Raw genomic sequence first — 17,093 nt, 5'->3', positions numbered from 1 at the left:
TTAGCTGGAATACCTCATCTCAGCTTCTAGCTGACGAATCAGTTGTTCGTCGCCTTTTGCTCTGGCTACTTCCAAGCGATGCTCTAGGCTTTTTTGAATATTTGCTCTGTGAGCTTCTCGTGCTTTGCTCACACTTTGTAGTCTATTTTGACTCATAGTGATTACCCTCTTTAATTTTTCGCTTTATATCTTGTATTGTTAACATAACATATATTTTGTAGCTGTTGCTACAGAATTTTATAACTTAATGTATATTTTATCTGAAATATGTCCAAGAAGCAGATAGATCAACAACCACTTATAACTTTGCTCAGTGATTTCGGCGATCGCGATGTTTATGTAGGCATAATCAAGGGAGTCATAGCCCAAATCAACCCCAGGCTGACGATAGTAGACTTAACGCACCAAATTCCGCCGCAAGATATCGCCGCAGCTAGGTTTAGCCTAATGAACGCTTATCCCTATTTCCCAGTTGGGACAGTGCATCTGGCAGTAGTAGATCCGGGTGTGGGAAGTAAGCGACGAGCGATCGCAGTAGAATTTGCTCAAGGGTTTTTGGTGGGCCCAGATAATGGTATCTTTAGCGGGGTACTCAGTCAAAGTCCTGCGATCGCCGCCGTCGAACTTACAAATCTTAACTATTGGCGAACTCCTCAACCAAGCAAGACTTTTCACGGTAGAGATATCTTTGCACCAGTGGGAGCTAATCTTGCTAGTGGTGTCTCCTTGAAACAGCTGGGAAAAGAAATTGATCCAGCAAGTTTGGTAAAACTGGATATAGGCGACTGCAAGCAAACAACAACTGGTGTAGTAGGTTGTATTCAATATATTGACCACTTTGGCAACCTAGTGAGTAACATTCCAGGGAGTTACGTACAAGGCAAAACTTGGTATGTACAAGCAGCTGGGTTGACTATACCAGGTTGTGAAACTTATAGTGATGTCAAATTGGGAGAGATAATAGCTTTAGTTGGCAGTCACGGGTGGATAGAAATTGCCATTAATAGCGGTAATGCTCACTTCCAGTTGCAGTTAGATTGCCAAGAAACGCTTCAAGTGGTGCTAAGGAACATGGATTAGACATCTGGTGAAAATGAATGTAGAGACGTAGCAGTGCTACGTCTCTACAAGGATTCTGGATAACGCATATTTAATTTCTGGAGATGTCTATTAAATAAGATGCAAAACTTCATCCTGTCTCTAGCTTCCCTCTCCTTTATCAGGAGAGGGAATGAGGGTGAGGTAAACCAGGGACATAAATTGTATGTTATTTAATTCTTATTCCTAACTTAAATACCGCATCTCGTGAGTGCCCCATCAAGAGAAACACCAAAGTTATATCCTCTTTCCACAGTTGGTAGATGTCCTGGGGGGAAGGTTTTAAAATTTGGTTCCTTGCCAGGTTTATACTCGTATCTTTTAGTTTGCTGATTATAGTTCCACTGAATCAGCCAGTCACCTGTCAAGGTTTGCCATCCCACCGCGTCATACATCTTGCGATAGTCGTTTTTTTCTTCCCTCAAAATCTTTTCTTGAGCGCTAAAGCCCAACTTACCATCACTAGCTGTACTCCAAAGCCTGTCAATAGTTTTCAAATCAACACACGAAAGTGCATTCATTTCATCTTTCCCAATAGCACCCTCCGCTTGTGCCTTAGTCCCTGCAACATCTAGCATTCTTAGGTAAGTTTCTCTGTCAGCCCCTTGCCAATCTTTGCTTTGTAAATATTTCTGCAACTGGCTGTAATCGACATTGCGGGCTGTGGTAATTTCTATTTGCTTCAATGAGCTAGAATTAGTAGTTGTATTGACTAAATTAGTGTTTCCTGGACTTTTGCTTTCAGACTTAGACCGTGTTAACGAATATCCAATCCAGCCCAAAACAGCAAATATACCTATAAGACTTGCTGTGATGAGTAAAGTTAGTACCAGAACAGTCTGATTATTCTTTGCCATTTTTGGATGCTTCTGATTACTTTGAATGCCCCAGGTAAAATTTAGTCTAACCGTTACTAGATAGTAGATGTATATTTTAGCTTTTTTTGATAATTGTCAAGATTAATACATATACAAAACAATCGTCATCAGCAAACTATGACTACACAAACACTCTCTGCACCAGAAGTTTATCAAGGTCAGTTTGGGGAATTTACAATTACTCAGAGCGATCGCACTGGCGTAATTATCTATCGTGCTGGGTTGATGGTAGCAGCACTGAGCTTTGCAATCGGCAGCGCTTTGGTTTTACTCAACAATAACCCAGCTGTTGTAACTGCACTCACACCTCTATATGCTTGCTTTAGCCTCGCTCTTGGTGTGAGTTTATTCACCATTCATATCTACATGGCATCACTGCACCGAACGTTGCAAATTTTTTGGGCGATCGGTAGTATAGCATCAGTGATTCTGGCAATCACTAGTAGTGAACCTTTAGCTGTCACCATTTACAATCAACCAATTACCTTATTTGGAGTTGGTTTTATCTTCGTTGCTTTGACAGGTATTTATTTTAAAGAGGCTTTTTGCTTCAATCGCCTGGAAACCAAAGTATTAACCCCAATCGTACCGATACTGTTGTTAGGACATTTAGTGGGGATTTTACCAACTCAGGGAGAAAGTGTTTTATTAGGAATTTGGGCAACGTTATTTTTGGTGTTTGCCCTGCGAAAAACAGTGCAAGCAATTCCTGCTGATATTGGAGATAAGTCTGTATTTACCTATTTAAAAGAACAACGTTTAGCTAATACCAATTCTGCATGAAGATGCACATAATAAGACCCCCCTGTAGTCCCCCCAAGGCATCGGGGGGATGGCGTAGCTGGGGGGTAAATATATGCAGCTTCACAAAGAAACAATATAAGTTTTAATGCAGACAAGAAAACGTCGGTGTCAAAAATTTCCCAAAATCAAAATAATCAAGCGCCAAGAAATGTGGACACTTACGGCTCAGGGGTGGGCAATTGCGATCGCTTTGATTGCTTATTTAATATTTTTCGTTTTTACTCATGTACACTCATTTCTCGCCGTAACTTCCCCGATCCAATCAGCAGAAGTATTAGTTGTTGAAGGGTGGCTACCAGATTACGCTATAGAAAAAGCTTTGACTGAATTTCAAACTGGTTCTTATCGTCAAATAATTACTACCGGAGGTACATTAGGAAAAGGCAGTTATCTTATTGGATACAAGAACTTTGCAGAAGTGTCAGCCGCCACTTTCATAAAACTCGGTTTAGAAGCAGAAAAAGTCATAGCTGTTCCGACACCTTTCGTAGTTAAAGACCGGAGTTATGCATCTGCTGCCGAATTTCATCGCTGGCTATCCGGTTCCAATTTACAGATAGAATCAATTAATCTTTTTTCCTTAGACGTTCATGCTCGTAGGAGTTGGTTTCTTTTTAGAAAAATACTTACCCCTGACATTAAAGTTGGTGTGATTGCTGCCAAAACGCAAGATTACAATCCAACAAATTGGTGGGGTTCTAGCGAAGGTGTGCGGACAATTCTTGATGAAGGCATCGCTTATCTTTATGCACGGTTTTTGAGTTGGAAAGCCTAACAATGATATTTTAGATTTTAGATTTTTCATTCAATCCAAAATCCAAAATTGTCTTACTTACCCAGGATTTGCAATAATGCTTCCCGATAAATTTTCAGACCTTCTGCATTCAGATGATCGCCATCACTAGTTAAATTTTCTTTAAGAACATTATTGTCATATAAGGGTGCTAGTCCTGCTGCTGCAACTGGCACCTTTTCTGTTTCAGCAACTTTATTAATCAGAACATTAATTTGTTCAACTTTCGGAAGCGGGGCTGATACAGTTGGATCTAAGCTGGCTGCAACTGTTGAATAAAAAGCCGGAATGAGAAAAATCTCTTTAGTTCCCATTGTTCTTATAAGTGCGATCGCCTCTTGCAGATTTTTGGTAAACAACTCATCACTAATCTTATACCAAGCATCGTTTCCACCTATGGCAATAATAGTTTTTTCACATTTGACCTTGGTAGGAATTAGATTTTTCAGTTGTTCCACTAATGAGATTGTACTCAGACCATTTAACCCAAAGTTAAAAGTACCATTCCCAAGGGTATTACCAAGTTCAGCTGAAACAGAATCGCCAAATAAGCAACCGGAGAACCGTTTATCTTGGACAGCAAGTATCTGATATTGCAGGGCAATTTGCCCTAAAGGTGAAGAGCTTACGTCGTCTTTCGGCGTTGCGTCAGCAGAACCAGAAGATAAATTTGCCATGCCGACTAGCTTCTGAATTTTTGACACATCAACAACTAATTGACTACTGGGATAAGCTTCTAGAAAGCTAGTTATTCCCAGACCTTCTGGTGATTTTGCTCCTAAAATAATGGCAGATCGTAGCGCTTGTATACTGGCTTGATCGCGACGAGCGATCGCTTGGGAAGCAAAAGATAAAATTTGCTTGCCCATTCCCGTATTTATCAGCTTATCTAAAGCCGCAATATCAAGAGACATTTTCACTTTCAGAGCATCTTGAAACCTCTGTTTCTCCTTAGGGCTGAGGTAATTTAGGAAAGATTGCAAATCGCTAGAAGCCTTTTGAGTCTCGCCATAGTTGCGTATATCTGCCACCGGAACCGATTGCTCAAACAATCCGTACCTGAAAACAATCTTTTCGGCTGCCAAACTAGGCACACTATGCAGCAGTGAAAATATTAAGCACCCAGACACGCTTATTAGAATACGATAGAGATATTTCATCACAGAAGATATCAATAGATAGTCAATAGTTAATAGTCAAGAGTCAAGAGTCAAAAGTCAAGGGGGACTGGGGACTGGGGATTGGGGATTGGGGATTGGGGATTGGGGCATCGGTGAGAGTTTAAGATAATCTTACTTTTGTCAATTAGAAATTATGCTTAAAATTTGGAAAGAGCCGAGGTATTAAGTTAACTATTGTACTGAAATTATGGGTTAAGAATAAATGATGCGTATCAAGATGACGCGTAGGCAAAGCCCAACCTAGGCATCGCCCAATCAAAAATTCTGTTTCTAACCCCGATTTCAGCAATATTTTAAGTACTATTGCTTATTGACTAATTGTATCTGACCTTAACCTCTCACAAATGGGATTGGGGACTGGGGATTGGGGACTGGGAATTAGGAAGAATTTCTGCTCCCTGATCCCCCTCCCCCTCATCCCCCTCATCCCCCTCATCCCCCTCAATCCGAAGGGTAAGAGAAGCTATAGTTATCTAATTGTTTTATTCACCTACAGAATTATTGAAAGGGGTGCTATTTATTAAATAATGATTCCTGAGTTTGATGAAAACGGTAATCTACCACCAGGGTTACATTTTGGCGATTGGAAGGAGTTTAAAGAGAGGTTTGGATATACGGATAAACGAATGCAAATGATTCATGGGATAGAAGCGGTAATGGCAGAATTAAAAACTGCTGGATGCAGAACTTTTTATATTAATGGCTCATTCGTAACAAGCGAACCGAAGCCGCGAGATTTTGATTGTTGCTGGGATAAGGATGATGTTGATATAAACTACCTCAGACAAAATGCACCGCTAATATTAAAGTTTTATGACAGTACAGCACAGAAAGCCAGGTATCGAGGGGAAATTTATCCATCCGATCAACCCGTGGATGAGTCTACAATATCAATAGAGTTTTTTCAACGCGATAGAAAACAAAATCGTAAGGGTATTGTAGCTATTAATTTATTGGAGTGGGAGCCATGATTAAAGATGATAAACAACTGGCGTATTCCAAGGAATGGGCAGAAAAATTTGCTGAAGCCAACCTGACTTTAAGGGCGAATGAAGAAAAGCGATTAAAAGACCCGGATGGCTGGCAGTTAATTCAAGATTCTAACGATGCGCTGCGGCGGAAATTATTGGATGAAATAACGGAATATGAAGCATTAGTTGCTCATGACCCTGAGCAACCAATTGTGCTGTCAATAGAAAATCTTGATTATTTACCCGACCTATTAATTAAAGCCAGGATAGCAATGAAGCTGACTCAGAAAGAATTAGCAGCATTTTGTCAGCGTACTGAAGAAGAAATTAAATCTTTTGAAGATAAGAATTATCACAATGCTAGCTTCCTAGATTTTGCCAACGCACTTGATGTATTAGGAATTAAGCTTGTAAATGGCAAGTTTGTTGCCAAAATGGATAATTTTTACAAGCAAAGATTAATGAATATACGTCGAGAGTCACATTTGGATAGCGATTTGAGTGGTATGAAGGTTGCTTCTTAATGATTCAATGACCAACTATGAACCTATCCCACTAATAATATTTGTGCTATAAAGCTTAAGCTTATTGAGAACTGAAAACGAAAAATTCAGGTTTTCAAGCACATTTTACGAAAAGAAGTAGGGATTTTTAGAATAGTGGGATAGGTTCATATGAGGCAAAAATCTTAATCTTTTGCAGAACTAATTGGTTTTTGACCAAACGAGATATTCTTTCTACCTTCACGAGACACACCCCCAAGACTGCGGAAATACAGTCCTCCAATGGTGAGTAAAAATGTCACATATCCCACTGCTTGCACAAGATAGAGATTGTCTCTATAGCCAAATAAAGATTTGAGAATAATCCCAGGAAACTGTTCGTCAGGAAAGATTGTAGAAGTATTGGAAACCATTGGCCCCAAAATACAGGAGTGGACTTTTGTAAAACGTTCGTAATAAAAACAAAGGTTTTCTGTGGCACGACTGCTCAGGGCGAGGTTCGCTACAGCTTCGTCAAAGTGTTTCAAGGCTGAAACTACTAACCCAGCGACAATCAACACTAATAAAACGCCCATAACTTGGAAAAACTGGCGGATGTTAATTTTGACACCCCATTTAAATAGCAGCACTCCAATGGCAGATGCCGCTACCAAACCACCAATAGCGCCCAAAGCTGGCATTAATCCCTGTTGAAAATTAGCTGCAACGAACAGAACAGTTTCAAAGCCTTCGCGAACAACGGCAATTAAAATTAAGGTAAAAACACCCCAACCAGCATTTGAGTTTTGTGTCAGCGCTTCTGTTACTGCTCCCTCAACTGTCGCTTTCATAAATCTGGCTTGTTTAGTCATCCAGATTAGCATCCAACTGAGCATTGCGATCGCTAATACACTAAACACACCTTCTAGCGCTGGCTCAACTACAGTGGTGTATTGAGGATTAGCGGCTCCCAGTATTTGAATTAACCAACTGAATAGCACACCTATTAAGGCACTGACGACAATACCAACGCCGACACCAGCATATACCCAAGAGTTTAGTCGGGATTGTTTCGCTTTTTTCAGCAAAGCTAGCACAATACCAACAACAAGGGCAGCTTCCACCCCTTCTCGGAGTGTTATGACAAAAGTAGGTAGAGCAGTACTAAAATTCATCTTTTATCCTTTGTTTTTTCTCCTTAGGAATAAGAATTAAATAACATACAATTTATATCCCTGGTTTACCTCACCCTCAATCCCTCTCCGATATATTGGAGAGGGATCGTGAGACAGGGTGGAGTTTTGTATTTTATTTAATCCACGTTCCTTAGTCATTTGTCCTTTGTCCTTAGTTTTTTGAATTTGTTTTTGACTAAGGACTAATGACTAATGACTATTAGCTAAAATCACGTAGCATCTTTTTCAATTCGAGATTATGCATCTCTTCTTGTCCAATCATACCGCGAGCGAATTCTTCAAGGTAAATGCTGGCATTGGTGACAGTTTCGAGCAAATTTTTATACAGATCCAATGCCTTCTTTTCATGGGATAAGCTTTCTTCCAAGATATCCTTGACTTTATGCTGGTAGGTTTCTTCCATTGGGGCAATTTTCAGGGAGGGATGCCCATCTAAACCGGTGAGAATTTCTCCCACTTGTTCGGCATGAAGTAAAGATTCACTTGCCTGTGCTTTGAAAAAAGCCACGATTGGAATACGGTTAGGGCCTGTTACCATCAAAGAATAATGTGTATAGCGCACTACTCCTGCTAGTTCAAATTCCATGATGGCGTTCAGCAGGTCAATGGTCTTTTTATGGTCAAGTTCTTGCATCAGTTGTTAGTTCAAGTAACGAATTTTAATGAGTGAGGAGTGAGGAGTGGGGAGTGAGGAGTTAGGAGTTCGGGACTCATAACTCATAACTCATAACTTCTAACTCATAACTCCTAACTCCTAACTATTTTAAACTCCTTATTCTATGCTTCCCATTAAATCAAAGTGTGATCGCTGGGCTTAGGTATTGGATTTGTCAATCGCTTTTTGAGAGTTTTCTTCAATGATCTTTACCAGTTTGGTAACATCATTAGGAGTTTTAACTGCTTTTACTGGCGGGATTGCGGCGGGCCAAACTTTTATTATTTCAGCAAAACTAGTGTCTATTGCTTTGTGTGCTTCGGGAGCTGCTTGAGCTACTTGGCTAGAAATTCCTTTGTATAATTCATTGGCATAAAAGACAAAACCACGAGAGTCTTGATACTCAATTGGCGCTGTGATTTTACCATCGGCGATCGCCGCGCGATATTCTGAGTTGACTGAATCTAATAGTTCGTTAATTACCTGTAGCGCAAATCCTGGTTTTGAGCGTTGATCTGCTGGCAAAGCTGCGATCGCTCCATCAACTGCTTGCACTGAAGAAGTAAAATTAGTTTTAACTTTGCTATCTTTGGGACTAGATTTCACTAAATCTTGCAAACTCACCAGTGTTGTCTTAAATTCTTTGACTTTACGTTCATTCAGTTGATCTTCTACGTCAACGTAAATTTCTTCAACTGGATGTCCAATATGAGGTTCTGCTTGTTTTGGCTGATTCTGATCTAGCAGTTCTTGTGCTACTAAAAGATGCCCTTTCATTAAACCTAATTTCGACATATAGTCAACATCTTTTGCCTCACCTGTGAGTACCACTTCTTGAACACCAACCTGGTCTTTAATTTGGTCGAACTGTTCTTGAGTAATTACTTTTTTGGTAACTAAATCTTCTGGGTTCCCATAAGGACGATTTGCCTGGATTTTGTTTGATAAAGCCGGAACACCTAGTTTGCCTTCAAACTTATCCAATTCTGACAATATAGCAGTGTTAATGTTAATTTTTTCTTTGCTACCGTGACTACTATAACTGTTATTACTTACTGCCTCTGTAGCCGGAGGGTTAGCAACTGGTGCTGATGGATTTTCTGCGGTTGGTGTACTACTACAGGAACTCAAGGTAACTATTACGGCTGCTGCTGCTGCTAAACATATATAACGAAATTTGATCATTTTTGCTCCTCACACAACTAAAAAAGGTATTAATTTAAACATTTCAAACTATTACTAAAAAGTAGTTTTTTTGACAGATTGTCATAGATTTTACTGTTGCATATAATGATATTTTTTATCAACTAGTTACCTAAAATTTTTATGAATTAATTACAAATTACTAAATAATCTTGTCAAGAATGTTTAACAGGATTTTGAGAGTTCTTTTCAGCAAGTACTTCAAATTGACCCATGCAACCGTTTTCTGCGATCGCATCCTGATGAGGATGGAACATATACTTACCTGGATAGCGGAAAGCAAATTCCAATATGTGCCTTTCTGCGACACCCATCGTAATCACATCTGCTTTCTCGCTAGGAGTCATAGTCATACCATAGCGATAGACATCAAAGAAGTTGGCATGGAGATGAAACGTCACTGCCGGATCGTATTCAATGATGTTGAGAACATACAGCCGAATCAACTGATCTTTGTAAATGCCAATGGGATGATGCATGTAATAGTGGGGCAGACCGTTGAAGGCGTAATAATCGTTATGGCTATCATCATCCACGTCATACCCACCCATCACTAATACGATTTCATCAGCCGGGGGACGGGGAGTCGGTGGATCGATGATAAACATTCCGTACAGTCCCTTGGCAATGTGACGCGTGACTGGTTCAATATGGCAGTGGTATAAATGAACCCCATAAGGTTCAGCATCAAATTCGTAGATTGTGGCACTACCATTGCTGATTGGGCGAACACCATCCATTTCTGCTGGATGAACGCCATGAAAATGCAAAGAGTGAGAATGTCCCGCCTTATTGAAAAATAGTACTCGGATGCGATCGCCTTCTTTTGCCCGTAGCGTTGGTCCTGGGATGCGACCGTTTAAATCCCAGATGTTGTAAGAGACGGCACTATTGAGCTTTATGATGGAAGTACCAGCAGTTAACTGGAATTCCCGGATAGTCCGCCCGTTTTCTTGCTTCACCGTCCCATAATCAAAATCCCTCAACATCTTCATCGGATTAGTAACGTCGTCTGGTGCTTCTATATTGAGTGGTGGTACTTTGACGGTTGACTTACTTTGTAGATTTAGCATCTGCCAAAGTCCAGCTGCACCAGTCACTCCAGCACCCGCTAGGCCCAGCTTCAATAATTGACGGCGGCTCCAAGGTTTTCCGTTACCCAGAGCGAAGTTGTTGGGCATGAGATTTAGTTACGGTTAGCGGTAAACAATTGCAAATATTTTGCAATTGCTCTTAGAATTTTAGATGAATTAGTAATTATTGTCAATAATTTTGAAGTGCTTCAAAACTGCTACTAAAATTATTAGATTCAGGTTGAGCTATAATCTGTCTTGAAAATAGGGATTGACATACTCCCCAGCCTAAAGGCGTGGGAATTCTAGGCTCAAACAGCAATTGCAGGCATAGCCTGTCTGACATCACCTAACCCGATGGTTGATGCCCCAACCATTTGAATATTGAGTGCGGCGTTTTCATCTCTGCCATTAATTGACTGACAACCGGAACAACGCCATTCTCTAACAGACAAATCAAGACTTTCTAAAACGTGTCCACAACGAGAGCAAGTCTTAGTACTGGGATACCATTGGTCGATGAAAACAACCAATTTATTCTTCTTTTTGGCAATCCATACTAGGATTTGTAGAAACTCACCGAAAGCCAAGTCTGATATTTTTCTACCCCAAAGACGCTGCATTCCTTTGAGGTTTAGCGTTTCAAAACATAGCACATCAAACCTATTTGTTAACTCATGTGCTAACTTCCAAAACCAATCACGCCGACGATGAGAAATATTCTCGTATCTGCGTACTAAATTCTTTCTGGCTCGTTCTCTGTTAGATGATAGCGAAGCGTTAGAGACGTTAGGAGCGTCGCCTTTCAACTTTTTGGAATGCTGTCTGCTGGCTATTTTGATGGCGTTGAGTGACTGCTTAAAAAATTGGGGTGACTCAATTTTAGTACCATCGGAGCAAGTGAGGAATGTTTTCAAACCAAAGTCAAACCCCGCTATCTTACCAGTCGTGAATTTGGCTTCCGGTTCAACACAATTATCAACCACTACTACCATAAACAACTCACCCAAGGGTGTACGTTTAATGGTTAAGGTTTTGACTGTTCCCTCTATCTCTCTGGATTTCCAAAATTGATATATTCGATTCCCAATTCTTACTTTGTTACCTTCCAAAAACTTATAACCAGCTTGTTTGAGGGTGAATGATTTGTATTTTTTAACTTTCTTAAATCCCGGTGGTTTAACTCCTTTTTTATGATGTTTAAAAAATAGTTTATAGGCTTTCTCGATGCGTTGGCAGATATCTTGTACTGCTTGAGAACCTACCGATTGCCAGAATGAATTACGTTTTCTCAATTTAGCAATGTGCGACTGAAGTTTTGCACAACTCAAGTGCTTGCCCCACATTCTGTAGTAGCGTTTGTGTAGAGCAATGCAATGATTGTAGATTACCCCAGCCGCATTAATCAGGCGCTTAAGGTGTCTATTTTTTTTGTGTTGATATAGCTTAAATTTTAATGTTTTCATATTAATATCGTACCAAAAATATGAGCAAAAAAACTCAATTTTTTCCTAAATTAAACAAAGTCGCCCTTGAAGGGCGAGGCTTTAAACCCATATTTTCGGTAAAATGTCTATTGACATGGCGGCATCGGTGGAATCCGTGCGATCGCTCCGGCTCTGAGCAGTTCCGGGCGCTTGGCGTATGGGAGTAAACCATCCGGCTTGGCGTGATACTGACTAGCACAGTCAAGTACAGCAGTTGCTATCTTCTCTACACGTTCAGCATCAGCAGGCAGATCGCCGAATAAGTAGGTGTGTTTGTTAGGAGAGACGAAAGCAATTGCACAAGCCTGCTCACAAACACCCATGCATTCAACGGGTTGAATCGAGAACTCGTCTTGCAACATCCAATCATGATATAGGGTTTGTAATTTCTCTAACAGCCGTTCACCACCGGTTTTAGCAACATACTGTTTTGTCTGATCGCTACTTCCACAGATTGTGCAGACGAATATAATGTGTTGATGATTCATAGAACCTCACGGGATGCGGGAAACTCAGAGTCTTTGGACCTGAGAGGGAAGCGGTACGAGCGACTTCAGTCGCAGTGGTCTTTGTGGTAAAATTAGATTGTTAGTAAGAACAAAAAACATCTACGTGTTGAAGCATCCTAGTATCGGAGAAATCCCGGCTGCTGTGAAACAACGGTCTTTGTTTTAGTCCTAACGACAGTATGACAAGAAAGAGCAAATAAAGGCAGGTTGCAGAGCGTACCGCGTCTTGGCAAGCGTGATGGATTCTGAAAGCATTGGAAACAATAAAAGTAGCTAGAAACCTAAGCTTGACTTAGAGTGACTAGGTAGACGGCGTTTGACGGTCGTAGCGGGAGTTTTACTCTGTCTGCAGAATCTCAGTGTCTTTAGACCTGAAAGTGTCAAATATAAATTGCAGGTTTCAATTTCTCATGCTGTGTCTATAAAAATCCATGTCGAAGACTCAATGGTATCCGACATGGATTTTAGGCAGTCAGCCTGTTTGGTCATTGGGCAAAGAAACTAAGGGCAAATGTTTTTACAACCGAATGGCATAGTAATAACGCCCTTTGATACTGACTTAGGAAACACTACGCTTCCAAGTCAACCCAGTACGTGGAGTCTGCCTCTGTCGCAGCCACAGTCCCAGCAGCAAACCAATTACCACAATTCCCGTGAAGTAAGTCAGCGAAATCAACCGGACAGACATCGGCGGAGCGACACCTTCGACTGGAATATTCTCTGCAACTTGGAATGGCTGAAATTGTCGGGTTGCGTTTGCAAGCGGTGCAACCTCGACAACAATGCTATGGGGGGCACCGTCAAAGAACTCCTGCTCCCACGCCAATTTTCCATTGCTGTCTGGAGTCCCCTCATAAGCAAACGCCACCCAATTATTTTCGAGTTGGGTGGTTGTTAGCTTCAACACTACATCTGTCACAGGTTGGCTGGTTTTGGTATCACTGACGCTAACCTGCAATCTGGCAGGTTGACCCACTGTTGCACCCTCGTCGCCCGATAGTTGCATATAAAGTCCTTGAGACTGCAATTTGGCGGGCTTACCAGAGGGCGGAACTTCTTCTCCCATGCCTGGCATCGACATCGTATGGTGTGATTCGGCAAGTTCAGCGCTGATGTTGACGAGCAGGAGTGCAGCGATCGCTACTACAATCAATCCACTCAACAACAATCGCACCTGTTGCGGGGCAATTTCTCCCGGTTGAATCGGTTGTCTGCCCCCAATCACCCAACCTCCTAGTAGTCCAACTGCCAGTAAAATCACAACCAGGATGCCAAAGTAGCGAAACTTTAAGGGATTTTCAGGCAGCGTCAGGGTCAGAGTTTGCTGAATCGGCTCAAAGGCATTGGCAACGAGCGGAGTAACTGCTACCAAGAGTTGATACGTTCCCCGGATCGGCAGGGTTTGTTGAAGCTGCAACTGACCTGTTGGTGCATTGCCCTCAATGTCCAGCAACTTTGTTCCCTCGACGATGGGAAAATCTGTTGTGAACCAGGGGTTTTTAGGAGGGGTGAACAATTGCAAGTGGATTTTGGCATTCTTTAAAGATTGCCCTTGAGCATCGAAGGCTTGCAGCATCAGCTGCACTGGCGGATTGTAGTGCCCTGATCCCAACACTGTAGTGGCCTCAGCCTCAAGGGGTTGAACCTGATTAATCGGTGGATTGGTTGTTAGCCGCACCGATGGTTGAGGAGATTGGGAAAGTCCGATCCAAGCATACAGAACAATTCCGAGCGTGCAAACCACACCGATCAGCTTAGACCACTTAAATAAAGTCATTTGATTTGTGAACTCCTGCTAATCATTGACTCAATCAACTAATGGCAACTCACCATCAGTGTGTGGTGACGCAGAGTATGAGTTGTGTCATGGATAGCGGGGTATGTAGTGAAATAAATTGTCCACAGAGTCAAAGAACACAGTGCAACATAGAGCGCTGATTGTACAGGTACTGATAGTACTTGACGGGTGACTTGTTGCTGAATCGAACTAGAAGATTGAACTGTCATTTTGTACCTCGTAGATAAAACGATATTTAATGATTGATTCAGTAGGCATTCTGACTTCTACAGTTAGCAGTGAACAGTAAATCACTGAAAACAGATGAATAAGACTCTGTATGAGCCGCACTAGCATACTGAGCCAGCTATTTCGCTTTCTCATTCATGAAGATTACCTATATTAACACCCACGTAAGGTTTAGTAAAATCTATCTAGATGACAGAGGCATTGCAATCTTATGTCCTAAGTGTGACTAGTCGTGTCACTTGCTACTCACGAATGGTGGGAGAGCTACCCTTACCTTTTTGGCTAATTTATTAGTTTTAGGACTTACGCAAAAATTGCTAAAAAGCTTAATTTATCGAACCGCCTTCTTTTCGAGAGGCTGACGCCAACGCGCAGCGTCTCGTAGAGAAGACGCCAAGAGCGCCGAGAATGGGAGCATCCTGTTTTGGCGGATCGCCCTGCGCTAAGGCGCACGCTACGCGAACAGACTAGAAGTCTGGGGCTATACAAACAAAACCCGCCTACGCGGGTTTCAGAGAGTCCGCGCAGGCGGACGAAAGTTTGTGTAGCCGCGATTTCCAATCGCCCGGTGTTTCTTCCAAAAGTGGATGCTCCCCCGATAATTCGTAGAGTGTACGTAAGTCCTAAGTTTTACAATGAAAGGCAGAGGGCAGTCCCAATGAAACAAGTTTCACAGCCTTGAATGAAAGAATAACTGGGGACTAGTATTTTTACTCAGCACTCAGCACTTTCAAGTTAGAAGGAAAGAAGTATTAATAAAAACTTTAGTGGTGGGTCTAATGGGAAAAGACCCTTGGGAATACCCTTTGTGGGTACTTCTACAGCAAAATAATCAAGAGCTATTTAAAATTCAACATGTTAATTTGACTAATATTTCGGCGAGTTTAGAAAAAGAGGATTCCTATAAAGATTTTCAACCTTGTGGGATTATTGCAATGGAAACTAAAAAAAGTAAGCAAAAGAAATCTCTTGAGATTAATTTTAAAGGTAAAAACTATACTCGATCTTGGGATTCTCTAGAGCTTGGTGTATTTATTAAGTAATTTTATATCCAAAATTATAAAATTAAGATTTACTGAGAAATTAATTAAATAATGCTGACAAAAATTGTTGTTGAAAAAATTCTGGAACGTGCCTTGATGGGATACGACTTATCTCTCGAAGAGGGAGTAGTATTGTTACAACAAAGTGACCCAGAGGCGATCGCCGCAATACGTACTACATCCGACACACTCCGCCACACTCAAGCAGGCGATACTGTCACCTACATAATTAATCGTAATATCAACTTTACTAATATTTGTGAGCAGCACTGTAGTTTTTGTGCTTTCCGTCGAGATGATGGTGATATCGGTGCATATTGGTTAGATTCGGCGCAAATTTTAGAAAAAGCGACAGATGCAGTACAACGGGGTGCGACGGAAATCTGTATGCAGGGTGGGTTAAATCCACAAGCGCAGATAAATGGTAAATCCTTGCCCTACTATCTCAAGGTAGTGGAAACCATCAAACAGGAATTTCCCCAGATACATTTACACGCTTTCTCTCCCCAAGAAGTGCAATTTATCGCCAGACTTGACGGACTGGAATATGCTGATGTGATTACTGCTTTGCGCGATGCTGGTGTTGGATCAATGCCGGGAACAGCAGCGGAAGTGTTAGACGATGAAGTGAGGCGGATACTGTGTCCAGAGAAGATTGACACAGCCACATGGCTAGAAATTGTCAGCACTACTCACAAATTAGGCCTGCATACTACTAGTACTATGTTATCTGGGCATATTGAAACCCACGAACACCAAATCGGGCATTTAGAAAAATTGCGATCGCTCCAAAAAACCGCCATCAATCAGGGATATCCAGCAAGGATCACAGAGTTTATTTTATTACCCTTCGTTGGCCAAGAAGCGCCCAAATCCTTACGTCGCCGTGTCGGACGCGATCAACCAGTTTTAAACGATGCACTGCTGCTAGGGGCTGTAGCGCGGATTTACTTAGGTAATTGGATTCCCAACCATCAGCAGAGTTGGGTAAAACTGGGACTTGCAGGGGCGACAGAAGCCTTGGTTTGGGGTTGCAACGATATCGGCGGCACCTTGATGGAGGAGCATATTACTACAATGGCAGGTGCTTTGGGTGGTACATGTATGGAAGTGGAAACTTTGGAAAATGCGATCGCTTCTTTAGGACGACCTTACCAACAACGAGATACCCTGTATCAGAAAATTAGTAATTAGGAAAAAAATTTCTCTTCAATCTCCTTGCTTTGTGTTCTCTGCGCCTCTGTAGTTAAATAAATTGCTTTTAAGTAGGTGGGCGTCAATATTTGTCGTTGGAAAAAGGCAGGGGGCAGGGGGCAGGGAGCAGGGGGAGAAAGGGTTTGAGCCTTGTTTACTTTTCTTTACACAGTTTGGTTTTATTGTGCCGACTTACTTAAACCGCAGAGTCACAGAGATATCAGCCTTTTAATTAACTTGAGTTTATTATTAATTCCCTCTACAGTACCACTGGTGGTTCTGCCGTCAAAATAACCGTCCTAACCGCCTTGTCGATTGCTATATTTAAAACGATGTTTTATCGGTAAATCTCTACAGCAACAAAGCCCTCCTCATAATTTGAGTAGGGCTTTGTTTTGAATAAACAACCTGGCATCGAGCTATTTTTGCGTAGGGCTACCCCTAAACTATCGTGGCCGCAGCAGCGTTTCACCTCTGAGTTCGGGAAGGGTTCAGTGTGG

The 17,093-nt window shown here is 41.6% G+C and carries 18 protein-coding genes, 1 rRNA gene and 1 pseudogene; 7 read left to right on the top strand and 13 right to left on the bottom strand.

Annotated features, from left to right (window positions below; genetic code table 11):
• Window positions 1-156 (bottom strand): arginine synthesis PII-interacting regulator PirA, encoded by a 156-nt coding sequence (pirA, locus tag V7K67_RS33005; protein ID WP_334712063.1) that lies wholly within the window; start codon window positions 154-156, stop codon window positions 1-3.
• Window positions 157-267: 111 nt separating this feature from the next.
• Here pirA and V7K67_RS33000 point away from each other — a divergent pair, with 111 nt between their 5' ends.
• Window positions 268-1,080: an SAM hydrolase/SAM-dependent halogenase family protein gene (locus V7K67_RS33000; RefSeq protein WP_334730764.1), complete on the top strand. Its 813-nt coding sequence runs from the start codon at window positions 268-270 to the stop codon at window positions 1,078-1,080.
• Window positions 1,081-1,289: 209 nt separating this feature from the next.
• On the opposite strand, the gene V7K67_RS32995 is transcribed toward V7K67_RS33000, so the two are convergent.
• The gene (locus V7K67_RS32995) at window positions 1,290-1,955 is read right to left on the bottom strand and encodes a GUN4 domain-containing protein (protein ID WP_334730765.1); all 666 of its coding nucleotides are present in this window, start codon (window positions 1,953-1,955) and stop codon (window positions 1,290-1,292) included.
• A 138-nt stretch (window positions 1,956-2,093) separates the two neighbouring features.
• Here V7K67_RS32995 and V7K67_RS32990 point away from each other — a divergent pair, with 138 nt between their 5' ends.
• Complete coding sequence (locus tag V7K67_RS32990; RefSeq protein ID WP_334712066.1) at window positions 2,094-2,759, top strand: DUF2301 domain-containing membrane protein; 666 nt, start codon at window positions 2,094-2,096, stop codon at window positions 2,757-2,759.
• 106 nt (window positions 2,760-2,865) lie between these two features.
• On the top strand, window positions 2,866-3,555 hold the full coding sequence (locus tag V7K67_RS32985; protein ID WP_334730766.1) for a YdcF family protein: 690 nt from the start codon (window positions 2,866-2,868) through the stop codon (window positions 3,553-3,555).
• Between the two features lie 53 nt (window positions 3,556-3,608).
• Here the strand turns inward: V7K67_RS32985 and V7K67_RS32980 are convergent, their stop codons facing one another.
• Window positions 3,609-4,703 (bottom strand): alpha/beta hydrolase, encoded by a 1,095-nt coding sequence (locus V7K67_RS32980; RefSeq protein WP_334730767.1) that lies wholly within the window; start codon window positions 4,701-4,703, stop codon window positions 3,609-3,611.
• A gap of 578 nt (window positions 4,704-5,281) precedes the next feature.
• Between V7K67_RS32980 and V7K67_RS32975 the strand changes: the two genes are divergently transcribed.
• Window positions 5,282-5,725, top strand: coding sequence for a DUF6932 family protein (locus V7K67_RS32975; RefSeq protein ID WP_334730768.1), 444 nt, complete (start codon window positions 5,282-5,284; stop codon window positions 5,723-5,725).
• Window positions 5,722-6,249, top strand: coding sequence for a hypothetical protein (locus tag V7K67_RS32970; protein ID WP_335170185.1), 528 nt, complete (start codon window positions 5,722-5,724; stop codon window positions 6,247-6,249). The genes V7K67_RS32975 and V7K67_RS32970 overlap by 4 nt, the downstream gene beginning before the upstream one ends.
• A 164-nt stretch (window positions 6,250-6,413) precedes the next feature.
• Here V7K67_RS32970 and V7K67_RS32965 read toward each other — a convergent pair whose 3' ends face one another.
• From V7K67_RS32965 to V7K67_RS32930, 8 genes are all read right to left on the bottom strand, one after another.
• Entirely contained in the window at window positions 6,414-7,382 is a 969-nt protein-coding gene (locus V7K67_RS32965) for an FTR1 family iron permease (protein ID WP_334730770.1), read from the bottom strand.
• 220 nt (window positions 7,383-7,602) lie between these two features.
• Window positions 7,603-8,037 (bottom strand): ferritin-like domain-containing protein, encoded by a 435-nt coding sequence (locus V7K67_RS32960; RefSeq protein ID WP_190899961.1) that lies wholly within the window; start codon window positions 8,035-8,037, stop codon window positions 7,603-7,605.
• A 180-nt stretch (window positions 8,038-8,217) separates the two neighbouring features.
• Window positions 8,218-9,243: a helix-hairpin-helix domain-containing protein gene (locus V7K67_RS32955; protein WP_335170182.1), complete on the bottom strand. Its 1,026-nt coding sequence runs from the start codon at window positions 9,241-9,243 to the stop codon at window positions 8,218-8,220.
• 173 nt (window positions 9,244-9,416) lie between these two features.
• A complete protein-coding gene (locus V7K67_RS32950; protein WP_334730772.1) occupies window positions 9,417-10,442 on the bottom strand; it encodes a multicopper oxidase domain-containing protein in 1,026 nt (341 codons plus the stop codon).
• 203 nt (window positions 10,443-10,645) lie between these two features.
• Window positions 10,646-11,800, bottom strand: coding sequence for an RNA-guided endonuclease InsQ/TnpB family protein (locus V7K67_RS32945; RefSeq protein WP_335166864.1), 1,155 nt, complete (start codon window positions 11,798-11,800; stop codon window positions 10,646-10,648).
• Window positions 11,801-11,907: 107 nt separating this feature from the next.
• Window positions 11,908-12,309: a DUF1636 domain-containing protein gene (locus V7K67_RS32940; RefSeq protein WP_335170180.1), complete on the bottom strand. Its 402-nt coding sequence runs from the start codon at window positions 12,307-12,309 to the stop codon at window positions 11,908-11,910.
• A 580-nt stretch (window positions 12,310-12,889) separates the two neighbouring features.
• A complete protein-coding gene (locus V7K67_RS32935; protein WP_335170178.1) occupies window positions 12,890-14,107 on the bottom strand; it encodes a hypothetical protein in 1,218 nt (405 codons plus the stop codon).
• A 38-nt stretch (window positions 14,108-14,145) separates the two neighbouring features.
• The gene (locus V7K67_RS32930; protein ID WP_334707996.1) at window positions 14,146-14,337 is read right to left on the bottom strand and encodes a CbtB-domain containing protein; all 192 of its coding nucleotides are present in this window, start codon (window positions 14,335-14,337) and stop codon (window positions 14,146-14,148) included.
• 798 nt (window positions 14,338-15,135) lie between these two features.
• Here V7K67_RS32930 and V7K67_RS32925 point away from each other — a divergent pair.
• Together V7K67_RS32925 and cofH are read left to right on the top strand one after the other, a co-directional pair.
• Complete coding sequence (locus V7K67_RS32925) at window positions 15,136-15,399, top strand: hypothetical protein (protein WP_335170175.1); 264 nt, start codon at window positions 15,136-15,138, stop codon at window positions 15,397-15,399.
• 51 nt (window positions 15,400-15,450) lie between these two features.
• The gene (cofH, locus tag V7K67_RS32920; RefSeq protein WP_335170173.1) at window positions 15,451-16,593 is read left to right on the top strand and encodes a 7,8-didemethyl-8-hydroxy-5-deazariboflavin synthase subunit CofH; all 1,143 of its coding nucleotides are present in this window, start codon (window positions 15,451-15,453) and stop codon (window positions 16,591-16,593) included.
• A gap of 209 nt (window positions 16,594-16,802) precedes the next feature.
• Here the strand turns inward: cofH and V7K67_RS32915 are convergent.
• Window positions 16,803-16,889: pseudogene (locus V7K67_RS32915) on the bottom strand (transposase); the annotation flags it as partial.
• A 110-nt stretch (window positions 16,890-16,999) separates the two neighbouring features.
• Window positions 17,000-17,093 (bottom strand): 5S ribosomal RNA (gene rrf, locus V7K67_RS34680); the annotation flags it as partial.

Source organism: Nostoc sp. (genome assembly GCF_036917155.1).
GTDB lineage: Bacteria > Cyanobacteriota > Cyanobacteriia > Cyanobacteriales > Nostocaceae > Nostoc.
Note: the sequence above shows the minus strand (reverse complement) of the source record. Positions and strands in the feature narration are given on the sequence as shown.

What these genes read in the sequence shown, in the direction of transcription:
- V7K67_RS32965 (WP_334730770.1), bottom strand. Translation starts at nt 7,382, where the DNA reads ATGAATTTTAGTACTGCTCTACCTACTTTTGTCATAACACTCCGAGAA.
- V7K67_RS32950 (WP_334730772.1), bottom strand. Translation starts at nt 10,442, where the DNA reads ATGCCCAACAACTTCGCTCTGGGTAACGGAAAACCTTGGAGCCGCCGT.
- cofH (WP_335170173.1), top strand. Translation starts at nt 15,451, where the DNA reads ATGCTGACAAAAATTGTTGTTGAAAAAATTCTGGAACGTGCCTTGATG.
- V7K67_RS32940 (WP_335170180.1), bottom strand. Translation starts at nt 12,309, where the DNA reads ATGAATCATCAACACATTATATTCGTCTGCACAATCTGTGGAAGTAGC.
- V7K67_RS32985 (WP_334730766.1), top strand. Translation starts at nt 2,866, where the DNA reads ATGCAGACAAGAAAACGTCGGTGTCAAAAATTTCCCAAAATCAAAATA.
- V7K67_RS32960 (WP_190899961.1), bottom strand. Translation starts at nt 8,037, where the DNA reads ATGCAAGAACTTGACCATAAAAAGACCATTGACCTGCTGAACGCCATC.
- V7K67_RS32930 (WP_334707996.1), bottom strand. Translation starts at nt 14,337, where the DNA reads ATGACAGTTCAATCTTCTAGTTCGATTCAGCAACAAGTCACCCGTCAA.
- V7K67_RS32935 (WP_335170178.1), bottom strand. Translation starts at nt 14,107, where the DNA reads ATGACTTTATTTAAGTGGTCTAAGCTGATCGGTGTGGTTTGCACGCTC.
- V7K67_RS32925 (WP_335170175.1), top strand. Translation starts at nt 15,136, where the DNA reads ATGGGAAAAGACCCTTGGGAATACCCTTTGTGGGTACTTCTACAGCAA.
- V7K67_RS32975 (WP_334730768.1), top strand. Translation starts at nt 5,282, where the DNA reads ATGATTCCTGAGTTTGATGAAAACGGTAATCTACCACCAGGGTTACAT.
- V7K67_RS32945 (WP_335166864.1), bottom strand. Translation starts at nt 11,800, where the DNA reads ATGAAAACATTAAAATTTAAGCTATATCAACACAAAAAAAATAGACAC.
- V7K67_RS32995 (WP_334730765.1), bottom strand. Translation starts at nt 1,955, where the DNA reads ATGGCAAAGAATAATCAGACTGTTCTGGTACTAACTTTACTCATCACA.
- V7K67_RS33000 (WP_334730764.1), top strand. Translation starts at nt 268, where the DNA reads ATGTCCAAGAAGCAGATAGATCAACAACCACTTATAACTTTGCTCAGT.
- V7K67_RS32990 (WP_334712066.1), top strand. Translation starts at nt 2,094, where the DNA reads ATGACTACACAAACACTCTCTGCACCAGAAGTTTATCAAGGTCAGTTT.
- V7K67_RS32955 (WP_335170182.1), bottom strand. Translation starts at nt 9,243, where the DNA reads ATGATCAAATTTCGTTATATATGTTTAGCAGCAGCAGCAGCCGTAATA.
- pirA (WP_334712063.1), bottom strand. Translation starts at nt 156, where the DNA reads ATGAGTCAAAATAGACTACAAAGTGTGAGCAAAGCACGAGAAGCTCAC.
- V7K67_RS32970 (WP_335170185.1), top strand. Translation starts at nt 5,722, where the DNA reads ATGATTAAAGATGATAAACAACTGGCGTATTCCAAGGAATGGGCAGAA.